Source organism: Streptomyces sp. NPDC031379 (assembly GCF_055569615.1).
The window spans coordinates 458,613-474,490 of sequence record NZ_JBVIIT010000001.1 but is presented as its reverse complement, the minus strand read 5'-3'; the positions used below and the strand labels follow the sequence as shown (position 1 = coordinate 474,490).

Genomic DNA, 15,878 nt, shown 5'->3' with positions numbered 1-15,878 from the left:
GTCCACCACCTGACACCGGCCAGCCTGCCCGAACCGGTGCCGCCGCGCGGGCGGTTGCGGGCGAAACGCGTCCCCGGCGCGGGACTTGACCTTGTCACTGGCGTCAGGGTCCGACGATCCCGGCATGAGCGAGACCCCGCGCACCCAGAACCCCCGTACCGTCGTCGTCACCGGAGCCGGCACCGGCATCGGCCGCGCCACCGCGCGCGCGTTCGCCGCAGAAGGCGCCCAGGTCGTCGCCGTGGGCCGCCGGACGGCGCCGCTGGCCGAGACCGCCGACGGACATCCCGGCATCACGCCGCTGTCCGCCGACATCACCGCCGAGGACGGTCCCGAGGCCGTCGTGGGCGCCGCGGTGGAGCGGTACGGCCGGATCGACGTGCTCGTCCACAACGCGGCGGTCGTCAGCACCGAGTCCCTGCGTACGTACACCCGCGCCTCCGTGCGGCCGCTGCTGGAGACGAACCTCCTCGCGCCCGTCCTGCTCACCCAGGCCGCGCTTCCGGCGCTGCGGGAGAGCCGTGGTGTCGTGGTGAACGTGACGACGTCGGTGGGCCAGCGGGGCTGGCCCGGCAACTCCCTGTACGCGGCGGGCAAGGCGGCCCTGGAGGTACTGACCCGCAGCTGGGCGGTGGAGTTGGCGCCGGACGGCATCCGGGTGGTCGCCGTGGCCCCGGGGGCCATCGAGACACCGATCGCCGACCACTCCGGCTACACCCCCGAGCAGCGCGCCGCGATCCGCGAGTGGCAGCTCGAGCACACCCCGCTCGGCCGGATCGGCCGCCCCGAGGAGGTCGCGTGGGCCATCACCCGGCTCGCCTCCCCGCAGGCGTCGTTCGTGACGGGGGTGGTGCTGCCGGTGGACGGCGGTGCGGTCGTCGCCTGAACCGGGCGGCTCAGGGAGCCTTGGCCGACCCGGCCGGTCCGGGGGACCCGGACCGGCCGGCATGTTCGCGGGACCCGGCGGGACCGGCCGGTTCGCGGGACCCGGCCCCCGCCGCCCGCAACGCCGCCGCCAGCCGGTCCCGTACCGCGGTCTGCGCCGCGATCCGCGCGTCCAGCACCGCGAGCCGGTCCCGGGCGACCTCGAGGCCCCTGGCGGAGGCGGGGCCGGCGGTGACGTCGCCGTCCAGGCAGGGGAGGAACACCCGTACGTCGTCCAGGGTGAGGCCCGCCTCCAGCAGCCGCCGGATGTTGCGGACGCGGACGGCCGTGACGGCGTCGTACGCGCGGTAGCCGTTGGCGGCGCGTACGGAGGTGATCAGCCCCGCCTGCTCGTAGTGGCGCAGGGCGCGCGGTGTCGCCCCGGTCGCCCTGGCCAGTTCACCGATCCGCACGCACGCCCCCGTCCCCGTACCGGACGGCCTACGAACCCAGGATCGAGGCGAGGAACTCCCCCACCCAGCCGAGCAGTTCGCGGCCGACCAGCGGCTTGCCGCCGACCTTCGCGGTCTTCGGACGCGGGACCAGCACCTGGTGCGCGGCCGGCTTGATGATCGTGCCCGGGTACAGCCGCTTCACCCGCAGTTCCTGCGACTCGCGCAACTCCACCGGCGCGAAGCGGACGTTGGTGCCCTGCAGCACGATCTCACCGACGCCGCACGCGCGCGCGAGCATCCGGAGCCCGGCCACCAGCAGCAGGTTCTCCACCGGCTCGGGCAGCCTGCCGTAGCGGTCGGTGAGTTCCTCGCGGACGGCCTTGACGTCCTCCTCGGAGGTGGCGGAGGCGATGGCCCGGTAGGCCTGCAGACGCAGCCGCTCGCCGGGCGCGTAGTCGTGCGGGACGTGCGCGTCGACGGGCAGCTCGATCTTGACCTCGAGCGGCTGCTCCTCCTCGGCCTCGCCGGTCTCCAGCTGTCGCCGGTAGTCGGCGACGGCCTCGCCGACCATACGGACGTACAGGTCGAAACCGACGCCCGCGATGTGGCCGGACTGCTCGCCGCCGAGGAGGTTTCCGGCGCCGCGGATCTCCAGGTCCTTCATCGCCACGTACATGCCCGCGCCCATCTCCGTGTGCTGGGCGATGGTCGCCAGGCGCTCGTGGGCGGTCTCGGTGAGCGGCTTCTCCGGCGGGTAGAGGAAGTAGGCGTAGCCCCGCTCCCTGCCCCGGCCGACGCGGCCGCGCAGCTGGTGCAGCTGGGACAGGCCGAAGTTGTCGCCTCGCTCCACGATCAGCGTGTTGGCGTTGGAGATGTCGATGCCGGACTCGACGATCGTGGTGGACACCAGAACGTCGAACTTCTTCTCCCAGAAGTCGACGACGACCTGCTCCAGTGCCGACTCCGACATCTGGCCGTGGGCGGTGGCGATGCGCGCCTCGGGGACGATCTCGCGCAGTCGCGCCGCCGCCCGGTCGATGGACTCGACCCGGTTGTGGATGTAGAAGACCTGGCCCTCGCGCAGCAGCTCGCGCCGGATGGCGGCGCCGATCTGCTTCTCCTCGTACGGCCCGACGAAGGTGAGCACCGGGTGCCGCTCCTCCGGGGGCGTGGTGATCGTGGACATCTCACGGATGCCGGTGACCGCCATCTCCAGCGTGCGCGGGATCGGGGTCGCGGACATGGTCAGCACGTCCACGTTGGCGCGGAGCTTCTTCAGCTGCTCCTTGTGCTCGACGCCGAAGCGCTGCTCCTCGTCGACGATGACCAGGCCCAGGTCCTTGAACTTGGTCTCGGAGGAGAACAGGCGGTGGGTGCCGATGACGACGTCGACCGCGCCCTCCTTCAGACCCTCCAGGACGGCCTTGGCCTCGGTGTCGGTCTGGAAGCGGGAGAGCGCCTTCACGCTCACGGGGAACTGCCCGTACCGCTCGGAGAAGGTGCCGAAGTGCTGCTGCACCAGCAGGGTCGTGGGGACGAGGACGGCGACCTGCTTGCCGTCCTGTACGGCCTTGAAGGCGGCCCGTACGGCGATCTCGGTCTTGCCGTAGCCGACGTCGCCGCAGATCAGGCGGTCCATGGGGACCGACTTCTCCATGTCCTCCTTGACCTCGGCGATGGTGGTGAGCTGGTCGGGGGTCTCCGCGTACGGGAAGGCGTCCTCCAGCTCGCGCTGCCAGGGCGTGTCGCCGCCGAAGGCGTGGCCGGGGGCGGCCATGCGCGCGCTGTAGAGCTTGATCAGGTCGGCGGCGATCTCCTTGACGGCCTTCTTCGCGCGGGCCTTGGTCTTCGTCCAGTCGGCGCCGCCGAGGCGGTGCAGGGTGGGTGCCTCGCCGCCGACGTACTTGGTGATCTGCTCCAGCTGGTCGGTCGGGATGTACAGCCGGTCGCCGGGCTGGCCGCGCTTGGCGGGCGCGTACTCCACGACCAGGTACTCGCGGGTGGCGCCCTGCACGGTGCGCTGCACCATCTCGATGTAGCGGCCGACACCGTGCTGCTCGTGGACGATGTAGTCGCCCGCCTCCAGGGTGAGCGGGTCGATGGTCTTGCGGCGGCGGGCCGGCATCCGTGCGCCGTCGCGGCCGGCGGTGCGCTGGCCGGACAGGTCGGTCTCCGTGAGCACGGCGAGGCCGAGCGCCGGGTCCACGAAGCCGTACTCGATCGAGCCGCAGGAGACGTGCACCACGGAGGGGCTCAGCTCGCCGAGGTCGCCGTCCAGGCGGGCCGCGATGCCCTCGCCGCCGAGCACCTCCACGGTGCGGGAGGCCGGGCCGTGGCCCTCGGTGACGAACACCGCGCGCCAGCCGTCGGCCAGCCAGCCCTTGGTGTCGGCGAGGGCCCGCGCGGTGTCGCCGCGGTAGGTCTCGGGGGCGTGCATGCCGAGCTTGAGGGTGTCGCCCGCCGCGTCGGCGGCCCCTTCGTCCGTCAGTTCGAGGTCCGCCGCGAACGGCGAGACCGACCACCACATCATGTCCAGCTCGCGCGCGCGGTCGCGGACGTCGGCGATGGACCACAGGGAGGCCGCGCCCACGTCGATGGGGGCCTCGCCGCCGCCCGCCGTGGCGGCCCAGGAGGCCTGGAGGAACTCCTGGCTCGTGGCCACGAGGTCGGCGGCGCGGGTGCGCACGCGCTCCGGGTCGCAGACGACGGCCATGGCGCCCTTGGGCAGCACGTCGAGCAGCAGCTCCATGTCGTCCACCAGGACCGGCGCCAGGGACTCCATGCCCTCCACGGCGATGCCCTCGGCGATCCTGCCGAGCAGTTCGCCCAGCTCGGGGTGTTCCTCGGCGAGGGCACGCGCGCGAGCGCGTACGTCGTCGGTGAGCAGCAGCTCGCGGCACGGCGGCGCCCACAGACCGTGCTCGGCGACTTCGAGGGAGCGCTGGTCGGCGACCTTGAAGTAGCGGATCTCCTCGACGTCGTCGCCCCAGAACTCGATGCGCAGAGGGTGTTCCTCGGTGGGCGGGAACACGTCCAGGATGCCGCCGCGTACGGCGAACTCGCCGCGCTTCTCGACCAGCTCCACGCGCGCGTAGGCGGCGGCCGCGAGGGCTTCGACGACCTCGTTCAGGTCGGCGCTGCGGCCGGTCTTCAGGGACACGGGCTCCAGGTCGCCGAGGCCTTTGACCTGGGGCTGGAGCACGGAGCGCACGGGTGCGACGACGACGGAGACCGGGCCGGTCTCGGGGTCGTCGGGGCGGGGGTGGGCGAGGCGCCGCAGGACGGCGAGGCGGCGGCCGACGGTGTCGCTGCGGGGGCTGAGCCGCTCGTGCGGGAGGGTCTCCCAGGAGGGGTACTCCACGACGCTCTGCGGGGGCAGCAGCGAGCGCAGGGCCGCCGCGAGGTCCTCGGCCTCACGGCCGGTCGCGGTCACCGCGAGCACCGGGCGGCCGGCCTCCCGGGCCAGGGCGGCGACCGCGAAGGGGCGGGCCGCCGGGGGGCCGACGAGGTCGACGTGCATGCGGTTGCCGTCCGCGGCCGCCGTGATCGCTTCCGCGAGGGCGGTGTCCTTGACGACGGCGTCGAGCAGACCGTGCAGGCTCATGTGGGCTTTTTCCGTCCAGGGGTGGGCAACGCAAGCAGCCCGGTGCGGGTGGCGTCCGGGGTTGTCCAGCGTACGACGCTGCCGCCGTGGGCGTCGGGGGCTGTGGACAACTCCGGTCGGCGTCCCGGCGGGCCGCGCCCCCTGGAAACGGCGGGAAGCCCGGTGCCGGGGAGTCTCTCGAGACTCCCCGGCACCGGGTTCTCCCCCGCAACCCCCGTGTGCGGTGGTCGTCGGACCGGCCTGCGCGGCTAGTCCGTCGCGATGGCGTTCAGGACGTTCATCCGGCCCGCCCGGAACGCCGGGACCAGCGCGGCGAACAGGCCCACGAAGGCCGAGCCGACGAAGACGGCGATGATCGTCGGCCAGGGGATGTCCAGGACCTTCAGACCCTCCAGCGCGAGGAGCTTCTGGGCGGTCGCGCCCCAGCCCATCCCGAGGCCGAGGCCCAGCAGGGCGCCGAAGACGGCGATCACCACGGACTCCAGGCGGATCATGCGGCGCAGCTGGCGGCGGGAGAGGCCGATGGCCCGCATCAGGCCGATCTCCCGGGTCCGCTCGACCACGGACAGCGCCAGGGTGTTCACCACACCGAGGACCGCGACGATGATCGCGAGCGCCAGCAGGCCGTAGATCATGTTCAGCAGCTGACCGATCTGGTCCTTCAGCGCCTTCTTGTAGTCGGTCTGGTCGCGCACGGTCAGTTCCGGGAAGTCGTGCAGCGTCGACTTGAGCGCCTTGTAGGCGGCCGCCTGCCGTCCGTCCGCGGCGGAGGCGAAGACCAGCTGGTCGAGCGGCATCCGGTCGGCGGGCACGTACCGGGCCGCGGTCGCGATGGAGGCGTACATCGCGCCCTTGTCGATGACGACGTCGTCGCTGGTGATGGCGCGGACGGTCAGCTTCGCCGTCCTGCCGTCCTCGAAGCCGACCGCGACGGTGGAGCCGAGCTTGATGCCGTGGTCCTCGGCGAAGCCCTCGAAGACGGACATCGAGTCGGGCTTGTAGGCGTCGGCGAGGCTGCCCGCGACCGTCTCGGTCCGCAGGTCCTTCGCGTAGGACGGGTCGGCCGCGTTGATCGTCTCGCCCTTGGAGACGTGGCCGTCCGGGGTGGTCAGGGTCGCGTCCAGGAGCTTGTACTCGGTGACCCGCTCCAGACCCGGCGTGTCCTTGATCGCGTGGACCGCCCGCGGGTTGATCTCCTTGCCGTTGTCGTCCTGGATGATGAAGTCCGTACCCACGGACTTGTCGAGCTGGTCGGTAGCGGAGGCCACCATGGAGGAGCCGACCACCGACAGGCAGGCCACGAGGGCCAGGCCGATCATCAGGGCCGCGCCGGTGGCGCCGGTGCGGCGCGGGTTGCGCAGCGCGTTGCGCTCGGCCATCCGGCCCACGGGTCCGAAGATCCGCAGGATGACCGCGCCGAGGACACGGACCAGACCGCCGGCGAGCAGCGGGCCGATGACGACGAAGCCGATGAGGGTGAGCACCACGCCCAGGCCCAGCCAGCCGGAGCCCGTCTTGGCCTTGTCGGCGGTGGCGGCGACGTACAGGCTCCAGCCGCCGGCGGCGGTGAGCAGCAGGCCGATGACGGCCCGGAGGGCACCGGCCCTGGCGTCGGCCGGGGCGCCCGCCTCGCGCAGGGCGGCCATGGGGGAGACCTTGCCGGCGCGCCGGGCGGGCAGGTAGGCGGCGAGGACGGTGACGACCACGCCGAGGAGCACACCGAGGGTGGGGGTGGTCCAGGCCACGGTCAGGTCGTCGGTGGACAGGTGCATGCCCATCAGGCCCATGAGCTTCATCAGGCCGATCGCGATGCCGACGCCGGCGCCCACGCCGAGCGCGGAGCCGATCACGCCGAGCAGCAGCGCCTCGATCAACACCGACCGGTTGATCTGCTTGCGGGAGGAGCCGATGGCGCGCATCAGGCCGATCTCGCGGGTGCGCTGGGCGACCAGCATGGAGAAGGTGTTGATGATGAGGAAGATGCCGACCAGGAAGGCGATCCCGGCGAAGCCGAGCAGCGCGTACTTCATGACGTTCAAAGTGCCCTGGAGCTGCTTCTGGTTGGCGTCGGCGACCTCCTTGGCGGTCTGCACCTTGTAGCCGTGCCCGAGGGCGGCTGTGACGTTCTTCTTCAGCTGCGCGTCGGTCACGCCCTGGGCGGCGGTGACGTTGACGTTGGTGTACACACCGGTCCGGCCGACGAGGGTCTGCTGGGCGGTCTTCGTGTCCAGGTAGAAGATCGCCGCGCCGGGGTTGGTGACCTTGAAGGCGGCGATGCCGGACACGCGCGCGTGGTGCGTGTCGACGGCCGTGATCACGCCGATCTCGTCGCCGAGCTTCAGGTGGTGCTTGTCGGCGGTGTCGGCGTCGACCATCACCTGGTCCGGGCCCTTGGGCGCCTTGCCGGAGGTGATCTCCATGGTGCGGGCGTCGTTGCCGTTCCAGCTGCCGACGATGGTGGGCGCGCCGCTGCTGGGCGACAGCTTGTCCTTGTCGCCGTCGACGACGGTCACCGAGGTGGAGAACACCGTCCCCTCGGCGGACCGCACGCCCTCGGCCTTGCGGACCGCACCGAGAATCGAGGCCGGCACGACCGGCGGCTTGCCGGTGTGGGAGGTGGTCTCGCCGGTGTCGGAGGCGTCCTTGGAGCTGACCGTCACGTCCGAGGCCGTCGCCTGGAACAGCTTCTCGAAGGTGGTGTTCATCGTGTCGGTGAACACCAGGGTGCCGCAGACGAACGCCACCGACAGCAGCACCGCGACCGCCGACAGCGCCATGCGGCCCTTGTGCGCGAAGAAGTTGCGCATCGAGGTCTTCAGGACGGTCATGACGTACGCCCCCGGGCGTCGAAGTCCTTCATGCGGTCCAGGACCTGATCGGCCGTCGGCTGGTACATCTCGTCGACGATCCGGCCGTCGGCGAGGTACAGCACACGGTCGGCGTAGGAGGCGGCCACGGGGTCGTGGGTGACCATCACGATGGTCTGGCCGAGTTCGTCCACCGAGCGGCGCAGGAAGCCCAGGACCTCCGCTCCGGCGCGCGAGTCGAGGTTTCCGGTGGGCTCGTCCCCGAAGATGATCTCCGGGCGGGCGGCGAGGGCGCGGGCCACGGCGACGCGCTGCTGCTGGCCGCCGGACAGCTGGGTCGGCCGGTGCTTGAGGCGTCCGGCGAGCCCGACGGTCTCCACCACCCGGTCCAGCCAGGCGCGGTCCGGCTTGCGGCCGGCGATGTCCATGGGCAGCGTGATGTTCTCGAGCGCGTTCAGCGTCGGCAGCAGGTTGAACGCCTGGAAGATGAACCCGATGCGGTCCCGGCGCAGCTGGGTGAGCTTCTTGTCCTTCAGGCCGGTGATCTCGGTCTCGTCCAGGAAGATCTGACCGCCCGTCACGGTGTCGAGCCCGGCGAGGCAGTGCATCAGGGTGGACTTGCCGGACCCCGAGGGGCCCATGATCGCGGTGAACTGGCCGCGGGCGATGTCCACGTCGACGTGGTCCAGGGCGACGACGCGGGTCTCGCCGGACCCGTACGCCTTCACGACCTGCCGCGCCCGCGCGGCAACGGCCGTACGCCCTCCAGTGCCCCCGTGCCTGGGAATGGTCACAGCCGATGTCACGGTATGTCTCCTATATCGGTTGGCAGGTGTGTGGCCGGTGCTCCGGTGTGCCGAAGCGTCGTCCTGGGTACGTCGATGAGTCTCGCGGTCGGCGGAGGTGCCGCGCGCTGGTGCGAAGCCCCCTCTTCCCGGGGGGAAAACCCCACCCCCGCCGGTACGGCCGGCCGCCCCCCGGCGGCGCGAAGCCGGTGGTCGGCCGCCCTCCACGGCGGCGTAAAGCCAGGTTAAGGACCGCACCCGGCCCGGCTCGTCCTCCGCCGGGACGAACCCTCCCCGACCCGTTGTACGGAGAGACCCCTAGGGGTGCTCCACCGACGGGTGGAGGGTTTCTCGGGGTCGGCTCCACCCTTGGGTGCGCGAAGCCCTGGGCGGCATGTCCGAAGCGGGTGATCAGGTTGCTCACCATCAAGCACCGCTTGGTACCGCATGGGAAGCTGTCGAACCGGAGATGGATGCAAGGGGCACGGGGCAGGTTCCGGTAGCGGTACGGGGAGGGGTTTGCGGTGGGGAGTACGACACCTGCGATACGCGGCGGCGCCGCCCGGCGCCAGGACACCGGGCGGCGAGGGGCGGTCGTCGCCGCGCTGATGCTGGCGATGGCCCTGGCGGCGCTGGACTCCACCGTCGTCGCCACGGCCGTACCGCAGATCGTCGGCGACCTCGGCGGGTTCTCCGTCTTCTCCTGGCTGTTCTCCGGCTATCTGCTCGCCGTGACGGTCTCGCTCCCCGTGTACGGAAAGCTGTCCGACACCTACGGCCGCAAGCCGGTGCTGGTGGTCGGCGCGGCGGTGTTCCTGCTCGGCTCGCTGCTGAGCGCGATGGCCTGGAACATGGGGGCGCTGATCGCCTTCCGGATCGTCCAGGGACTGGGCGGCGGGGCGTTGCAGGGCACCGTGCAGACGCTCGCCGCCGATCTGTATCCGCTGGCGGAGCGCCCGAAGATCCAGTCCAAGCTGTCCACGGTGTGGGCGGTGTCGGCGGTCGCCGGACCGGGGCTCGGCGGGGTGCTCGCCACGTACGCCGACTGGCGCTGGATCTTCCTGATCAACCTGCCGATCGGCGCCGCCGCGCTGTGGCTGATCGTCCGTCATCTGCACGAGCCGGAGCGGGAGACCGCCGCCCACGCGCGCGTGGACTGGCCCGGCGCGCTCGCGGTGTTCGCGTGCGGCGGGGTGCTGCTGACCGCGCTGGTGCAGGGCGGGGTGGCATGGCCGTGGCTGTCCGCGCCGTCGCTGGCGCTGTTCGCCGCGGGCCTGGCGCTGGCCGCCGTCGTGGTGGGGGTGGAACGGCGGGCGGCCGAGCCGATCATCCCGGGGTGGGTGTGGCGGCGCCGGACGATCGCGGCCGTCAATCTGGCGCTCGGCGCACTGGGGCTGCTGATGGTGGCACCGGCGGTGTTCCTGCCGACGTACGCGCAGTCGGTGCTCGGGCTCGCCCCCGTGTCCGCCGGGTTCGTGCTGTCGGTGTGGACGATCAGCTGGCCGCTGTCGGCGGCGCTCAGCCAGCACGTCTACCGGCGCATCGGCTTCCGGGACACCGCACTGCTCGGCATCGGCCTGGCGGCGCTGATCCTGTGTGCGTTCCCGTTCCTGCCGTATCCCGGGTCCTGGTGGCAGCCGACGCTGCTGATGCTGCTGCTGGGCGGGGCGCTGGGACTGTTCCAGCTGCCGCTGATCGTCGGGGTGCAGTCCACCGTCGGCTGGTCGGAGCGGGGCACCACGACCGCCTCCGTCCTCTTCTGCCGGCAGACCGGGCAGACCATGGGCGCGTCCCTGTTCGGCGCCGTCGCCAACGGGGTGCTGGCCGCGCGGCTGGGCGGGGCCGGCGATCTGGACGCCGTCACGCGCGCGCTGGACGCCGGTACGGCTCCGGAGGCGACGCGGCGGGCCATCGCCGGGGCGGTGCACGGGGTCTACTTCGGCGCGGCCGCGGCGGCGGCACTGGCGTTCCTGGTGCTGCTGCTGGTGGCTCCGCGCAGATTCCCCGTGCGCGACGAGTGAGCACCCGTCCGGAAATCCGTCCGGTATGCGCCGGTTGACGCGGGTAACGGCACGGCCGGCACGCGTCTGCGCCCAGTAAGCGCATACCGACCGGCCAGTTCGGTGAAAACGCCGCGCGGGCCGGACCTCGCGAGTAGCGTGCGTGGCTCCGCTCCCCACCTCCCTGCGGTCCACCGCCACGGACCCGAGCCGCGCAAGGAGCCCCGGGATGTCCTACGACCCGCCGCGCCCGTCGTACACCTACCCCTGGCAGCCCACCCCGCCCGAACCGCCCCGCCCCGCCCACCGGCCGCCCCGCGAACCCCTCGGCCACCACAGCGACCTGCGCGTACTGCGCAGCGCCTACCGCTGGCAACGGCGTACCGCCACGCTCACCGCGCTCGGCTACTTCACGCTGTTCCTGGTCCTGTCCGCGTGCGCGCCCGGCGTCATGACGAGCACGGTCGCCGACGGCATCCCCGCCGGCCTGCTGCTCGCCCTCCTCCAACTGCCCGTCACCTGGCTCGCGATCGCCCTGTACGAGCACACCGCGCGCCGGCACGTCGATCCACTCGCGGACCGCATCCGCAAGGAGGCCGAACTGAACGCACGGCGAGGAGCGATGCGATGACCACCGCCGCGGGCAACCCCGCCGGCCCCGGCTTCACCGGTTTCAGCGACTCCGCCCAGGCCATGTCCCTGGTGGCCTTCTCCACCGTCGCCACGGTGACCCTTCTGCTGTGCGTCATGACCGGCCCCGACCGCGACGACCTCGACGAGTTCTACACCGGCTACGGCTCCCTGTCCCCCCTGCGCAACGGCCTCGCCATCGCCGGCGACTACATCTCCGCGGCCACCGTCCTCGGCACCGGCGGAGTGATCGCCCTGTGCGGCTACGACGGGGTCGTCCTCGCCCTCAGTACGGCGCTGTCGCTGATGCTGCTGATGTTCCTGCTGGCCGAACCGCTGCGCAACGCGGGCCGGTTCACCATGGGCGACGCGCTGGCCCGCCGGCTGCCCGGCCGCGGTGTGCGCATCACGGCGTGCGCGGTGACGATCGCCGCGCTGCTGCCGCTGATGCTGGTCCAACTGGCCGGGACCGGCCAGCTGATGGCGTTCATCCTGGGCTTCACCAACGAGTCCCTGAAGACCGGATGCGTCGTGGGGGTCGGCACACTGATGATCGCCTACGCGGCGATCGGCGGCATGAAAGGCACCGCGCTCATCCAGATCCTGAAGATCGTGATGCTGCTCGGTTCGGGCGCCGTCGTCGCCCTGCTGATCCTGCGCCGCTTCGACTGGGACCCGGGCGCCCTGTTCACCGCGGCGTCCCGGCAGAGCGGGGCCGGGCCCGCGTTCCTGCGCTCCGGGCTGGAGTTCGGCACCGGAACCAGGTCCCGCGTCGACATGATCGCCTCGGAGCTGTCCGTGGTGCTCGGCGGTGCCTGCCTGCCCCACATCACCATGCGCATGCACACCGCCTCCAGCGCCCGCCAGGTGCGCCGCTCGATGTCCTGGGCGGTGTCGATCGTGGCCCTGTTCGTGCTGGTCATCACGGTGGTGGGGTTCGGCGCCACGGCACTGGTCGGCCGTACGGTGATCTCCGCGGCCGACCCGCAGGGCAACACGGCGTACCTGCTGGGCTCACGGGCGGCGTTCGGAGCCGACGTGTCGACGGCGGACACCTTCCTGTTCACCATGGTCACCACCGCGATCTTCCTGACCCTGCTCGCCTCGGTGGCCGGGATGATCCTCGCCTGCGCCAACTCCCTGGCCCATGACGTCTTCGCGGCCCGCATGCAGGAGATGCCGGCCCGCCGCGAGATGGCCCTGGCCCGCCTCTCGGCGCTCGCCATAGGGGTCCCGACCATCCTGCTGGCCACCCTGGTACAGCACCACAGCCTGCAGCCCCTGGTGACGCTCTCCTTCTGCCTGGGCGCCTCCGCCCTCGCCCCGGCCCTGGTCTACGGCCTGTTCTGGCGCCGCTACACCCGCACCGGCCTGATGGGCACGCTGATCGGCGGATCGCTGACCGTGCTGCTGCTCATGCCGGGCACCAACCTCGTCTCCGGCTCACCGATCTCGGCCTTCCCGCACGCCGACTTCAACTGGTTCCCGTTCACCACCACCGGCATCGTCTCCATCCCGGCCGGCTTCTTCTTCGGCTGGCTGGGCACGGTGGCATCCGGCCGCGCGAAGGCGGAGCAGCAACGGCGCCAGTACGAAGCGGTGGAGGGGTGGATCCTGGCCGGAGCGGTGCGCAGGTGACGGCCGCTATTCCAGGGCGGCCCGGCCCGTCAGCGTGATCAGGCTGCTGCGCACGCTGTCCATCTGCGCCCGTACGTCGTCCCAGGTCTCGCTGTGCTCGCTCAGCACCTGTTCCGTCTCCTGGGCGATGCTCTCCTCGCGCACGCGCGCGTCGGCGAGGATGCCGGCGGCACGCGCGCGTGCCTCCTCCGGGGAGCACCGCGCGACCTCCTCGGCCTCGCCGAACGCCCGCTGCGCCTCGGACAGCGCGCGCTCGGCCCGGCCGGCCCGCTCCGCGAGCCGGGCGTCGAGCGCGGCCACCTTCTCGGCCTCCTCACGCTCGGCCCGCGCCCAGCGCTCGGCGTGCTCCCGGGACTGCTCGGCGAGCATGCCGGTGGTGCGCTGCCGTACCTCGCGCAGCGCGGAAAGGGCCTCTCCGCGCCCCTCCTTCACGTCCCGGCGCGCGCCGACGCGGAAGTCGTCGGCCTCGGCACGCGCGGCGAGGAGCGACTGGCGGGCGCGTTCGTCGGCTTCCGCGCACAGCGCGTCCGCCGCTTCCCGCGCCTCCCGGCGCATGTTCTCGGCATCCGCCTCGGCCTGCGCGACGTGGTCGTGAGCCGCACGCCGGGTGCGCTCCCTGATGTCCGCCACCTCGTCCAGCGCGAGCTGGTACAGGCGCCGCGCACCCTCGCCGAGCGTCTCGTACGTCTGCGGCGCCAGCCGGGAGACGGTCTCGCGCAGCCGCGCGGCCTCCGCCTCCATGTTCTTGGCGAGCACCGTCAGGCGCGCGGCACGCTCCCAAGCGGCGTCCCGGTCCCGCGACAGTGCCTCCATGTACGCGTCGACCTGGCCGGGGCGGTAGCCGCGCCCCCGGACCGTCACGAAGTCGTGCGGCGGCATCGATGCGCTGCTCACCCTGGAAACCCCTCTCCACCGGACGTACACGACAGGATGATTTCGCGCACATCTTGATGGATCGGACATAGGTGTTCACAACGCGACACTCCGCAGCCGCGTCACGGTCGAAATGTCGCACTTCGCGGTCGGCGCGGCGGGCCGGGGCGTCCGAAGCGCATCCTCCTGACGGGTGACGCGCACACCCCGGCCCCCGTTCGCCTACGAGGAGGGCGTCACAGCAGCCCGTCCCACATCTGCTCCAGCAGCACCGACCACCAGCTCTCCGGAGAGCCGAGCGCCGCCGGGTCCAGGGAAGCCAGCTGCGCCTGGAAGTCGACGGTCCAGCGGCCTCCCTGCTCCTGGTTCAGCCCGTACCGCAGGCGCCACATCCGGCCCAGCAGCGCCAGGCAGCGCGCGAACTCCGGCAGCCCGCTGTTCACGAACTGCGGCGGCACCGGAGCACCGCCCGGCCCCGCCTCCACCGGCACGGCCACGATGTTCGCCGTGCCGTACTGCACACAGATCGCCTTGCCGAAGTCGGTGCCCATGACGAGGTACGACCCCGCGTCCGCCGCCGGCTGCACCCCACGCTCGGCCGCCAGCTCCGCCAGCGTCGGCACCGGACGGCCCGGCTGCGCCTGCGCCCAGAAGAACGGGCCCATGTCCAGCGGCAACCCGGCCACGACCAGCATGTGCGCCACGATCGGCGGCACACCCTGCCGCGACACCGCCTGCTGCTCGAACCGGAAGACCCCCGGCCCGAACGCCGCCGCCATCTCCTGCGCGATCCCCTCCGGCGGCAGGGCCGGCGCGGCCTGCACCGGCGGCAGCGGCGCCCGCACCGGCGCCGGCCGCGCGGGACCGTCGGCCACCTGGTGCAGCTCACCCTGGTGCGCCAGCAACTGCTGCATGCCCTGCTGCCGGCTCGCGTGGTCCGTGCCGTACGGCGCGATGCTCGCGATCCGCGCCTGCGGCCACTGCTCCCGGATCATCCGCGCGCAGTAGGCACCCGGCAGCTCGCACGACTCCAGCTCGGTGTGCAGCTCCAGCACCTGGTCCGGCGGCACGTTCATCGCGCGCAGCTCGTGGAAGATCTGCCACTCCGGGTGCGGCGTGCCCGGCGCCGAACGCCGGATCAGCTGCTGCTCCGAACCGTCCTGCGCGCGATAACGCAGCACCGCCTGGTAGCCGGGGCCGACCGTCGGCTGCCCCTGCTGCGGATACCCGTACGCCGGAGGCTGCCCCGGCACCGGCGCGCCCGGCGGCGGCACCGCACCCGGCGGCATCGGCTGCGGAGCGCCCGGCATGCCGAGTGCGCCGGGGGCGGGCGGCGGCGGAGGCGCGCCCGGGCCGGCCACGGGAGGCGCGGACAGCACGGTCTCGGCATGGTGCACGGCACCGGGAGCACCACCGGGAGCACCCGGGACGCCAGGCGGCTGCGGCGCCCCGGGCACGGGAGGCGCAATCGGAGCGTTCGGGACGCCCGGAGCACCGGGCGGGTTCGGCATGCCCGGAGCCGGAACGCCCGGAGCACCGGGCGGGTTCGGCATGCCCGGAGCCGGGACGCCCGCAGCGGCCGGCATACCCGGGGCGCCCGGAGGCTGCGGTACGCCGCCGCCCAGCTGGCTGGGGTCGGCCAGCACCGTGGCCGCGTGATGCACGTTGCCCGCAGGAGTGCCGCCCGGAGCACTCGAAGGCGCGGCCGGGGGGTTGGGGGCACCCGGCACGTTCGGCACGCCCGGCGCCTGTGCCCCGTCCGCGCCACCCGGACCCGCCGGCGCACCCGGACCCGCCGGGCTCTGAGGCCCCTCGGGCCCGAGCGCCGACACGAGCTGCGTCGGCACATACCCACCCGCGGGCGCACCCGGCGCGGGCGAAGCCGGCGCGCTCCCCGAACGTGCTCCCGGCGTACCCGGGGCACCCGGCGGGGGAGGCGGCGCACCCACTGCGCCGCGCGCCTTCTTCGGCGGCGGCGCCGCCTTGCTCGTCGCGGCGTCCGCGATGTCACCGGCGTTGGGCGCGAGATGCCGCGCAGCCGCACCCGGCCCCGCCGGAGGCTGCGGCGCGCCGGGGGCACCGCCCGGCCCCTGCGGGTAGCCGTACCCCGGAGCACCCGGGCCCTGCGGGTGGCCGTACTGCGGCGCACCCGGAGCCGGCGCAGGCGTACCGCCCTGCGGAACACCCGGCGCGGCGGGAGCCGCAGGCGGCGCGCCGTGCGT

The 15,878-nt window shown here is 72.8% G+C and carries 10 protein-coding genes; 4 read left to right on the top strand and 6 right to left on the bottom strand.

The window, feature by feature from the left end:
- Positions 1-124 precede the first annotated feature (124 nt).
- Positions 125-886, top strand: a complete 762-nt coding sequence (locus tag ACZ5CW_RS02235; RefSeq protein WP_468597564.1) for an SDR family NAD(P)-dependent oxidoreductase — start codon at positions 125-127, stop codon at positions 884-886.
- Positions 887-896: 10 nt separating this feature from the next.
- Here ACZ5CW_RS02235 and ACZ5CW_RS02230 read toward each other — a convergent pair whose 3' ends face one another.
- From ACZ5CW_RS02230 to ACZ5CW_RS02215, 4 genes are all read right to left on the bottom strand, one after another.
- The gene (locus ACZ5CW_RS02230) at positions 897-1,337 is read right to left on the bottom strand and encodes a MerR family transcriptional regulator (RefSeq protein WP_468597562.1); all 441 of its coding nucleotides are present in this window, start codon (positions 1,335-1,337) and stop codon (positions 897-899) included.
- Between the two features lie 28 nt (positions 1,338-1,365).
- Positions 1,366-4,923 (bottom strand): transcription-repair coupling factor, encoded by a 3,558-nt coding sequence (gene mfd, locus ACZ5CW_RS02225; RefSeq protein ID WP_468597560.1) that lies wholly within the window; start codon positions 4,921-4,923, stop codon positions 1,366-1,368.
- Between the two features lie 248 nt (positions 4,924-5,171).
- A complete protein-coding gene (locus ACZ5CW_RS02220) occupies positions 5,172-7,751 on the bottom strand; it encodes an ABC transporter permease (RefSeq protein WP_468597559.1) in 2,580 nt (859 codons plus the stop codon).
- Positions 7,748-8,536, bottom strand: a complete 789-nt coding sequence (locus tag ACZ5CW_RS02215; RefSeq protein WP_468597557.1) for an ABC transporter ATP-binding protein — start codon at positions 8,534-8,536, stop codon at positions 7,748-7,750. Before ACZ5CW_RS02215 ends, ACZ5CW_RS02220 begins: the two co-directional genes overlap by 4 nt.
- 503 nt (positions 8,537-9,039) lie before the next feature.
- On the opposite strand from ACZ5CW_RS02215, the gene ACZ5CW_RS02210 reads away from it, so the two are divergent.
- From ACZ5CW_RS02210 to ACZ5CW_RS02200, 3 genes are all read left to right on the top strand, one after another.
- Positions 9,040-10,536: an MFS transporter gene (locus ACZ5CW_RS02210; protein WP_468597556.1), complete on the top strand. Its 1,497-nt coding sequence runs from the start codon at positions 9,040-9,042 to the stop codon at positions 10,534-10,536.
- Between the two features lie 208 nt (positions 10,537-10,744).
- Entirely contained in the window at positions 10,745-11,146 is a 402-nt protein-coding gene (locus ACZ5CW_RS02205) for a DUF485 domain-containing protein (protein WP_468597555.1), read from the top strand.
- Positions 11,143-12,783 carry a sodium/solute symporter gene (locus ACZ5CW_RS02200; protein WP_468597554.1) on the top strand — a complete coding sequence of 547 codons (1,641 nt, stop codon included), beginning with the start codon at positions 11,143-11,145 and terminating at the stop codon, positions 12,781-12,783. The genes ACZ5CW_RS02205 and ACZ5CW_RS02200 overlap by 4 nt, the downstream gene beginning before the upstream one ends.
- Positions 12,784-12,789: 6 nt before the next feature.
- Here ACZ5CW_RS02200 and ACZ5CW_RS02195 read toward each other — a convergent pair whose 3' ends face one another.
- Together ACZ5CW_RS02195 and ACZ5CW_RS02190 are read right to left on the bottom strand one after the other, a co-directional pair.
- Positions 12,790-13,677: a cellulose-binding protein gene (locus tag ACZ5CW_RS02195; RefSeq protein ID WP_468597552.1), complete on the bottom strand. Its 888-nt coding sequence runs from the start codon at positions 13,675-13,677 to the stop codon at positions 12,790-12,792.
- Positions 13,678-13,892: 215 nt separating this feature from the next.
- Positions 13,893-15,878, bottom strand: a 1,986-nt coding sequence (locus ACZ5CW_RS02190; protein WP_468597550.1) for an SUKH-4 family immunity protein, incomplete at its 5' end; no start/stop codon positions are given.

Bases quoted from the DNA above. Each gene is read 5' to 3' on its own strand.
- ACZ5CW_RS02235 (WP_468597564.1), top strand. From the start codon at position 125: ATGAGCGAGACCCCGCGCACCCAGAACCCCCGTACCGTCGTCGTCACC.
- mfd (WP_468597560.1), bottom strand. From the start codon at position 4,923: ATGAGCCTGCACGGTCTGCTCGACGCCGTCGTCAAGGACACCGCCCTC.
- ACZ5CW_RS02220 (WP_468597559.1), bottom strand. From the start codon at position 7,751: ATGACCGTCCTGAAGACCTCGATGCGCAACTTCTTCGCGCACAAGGGC.
- ACZ5CW_RS02205 (WP_468597555.1), top strand. From the start codon at position 10,745: ATGTCCTACGACCCGCCGCGCCCGTCGTACACCTACCCCTGGCAGCCC.
- ACZ5CW_RS02200 (WP_468597554.1), top strand. From the start codon at position 11,143: ATGACCACCGCCGCGGGCAACCCCGCCGGCCCCGGCTTCACCGGTTTC.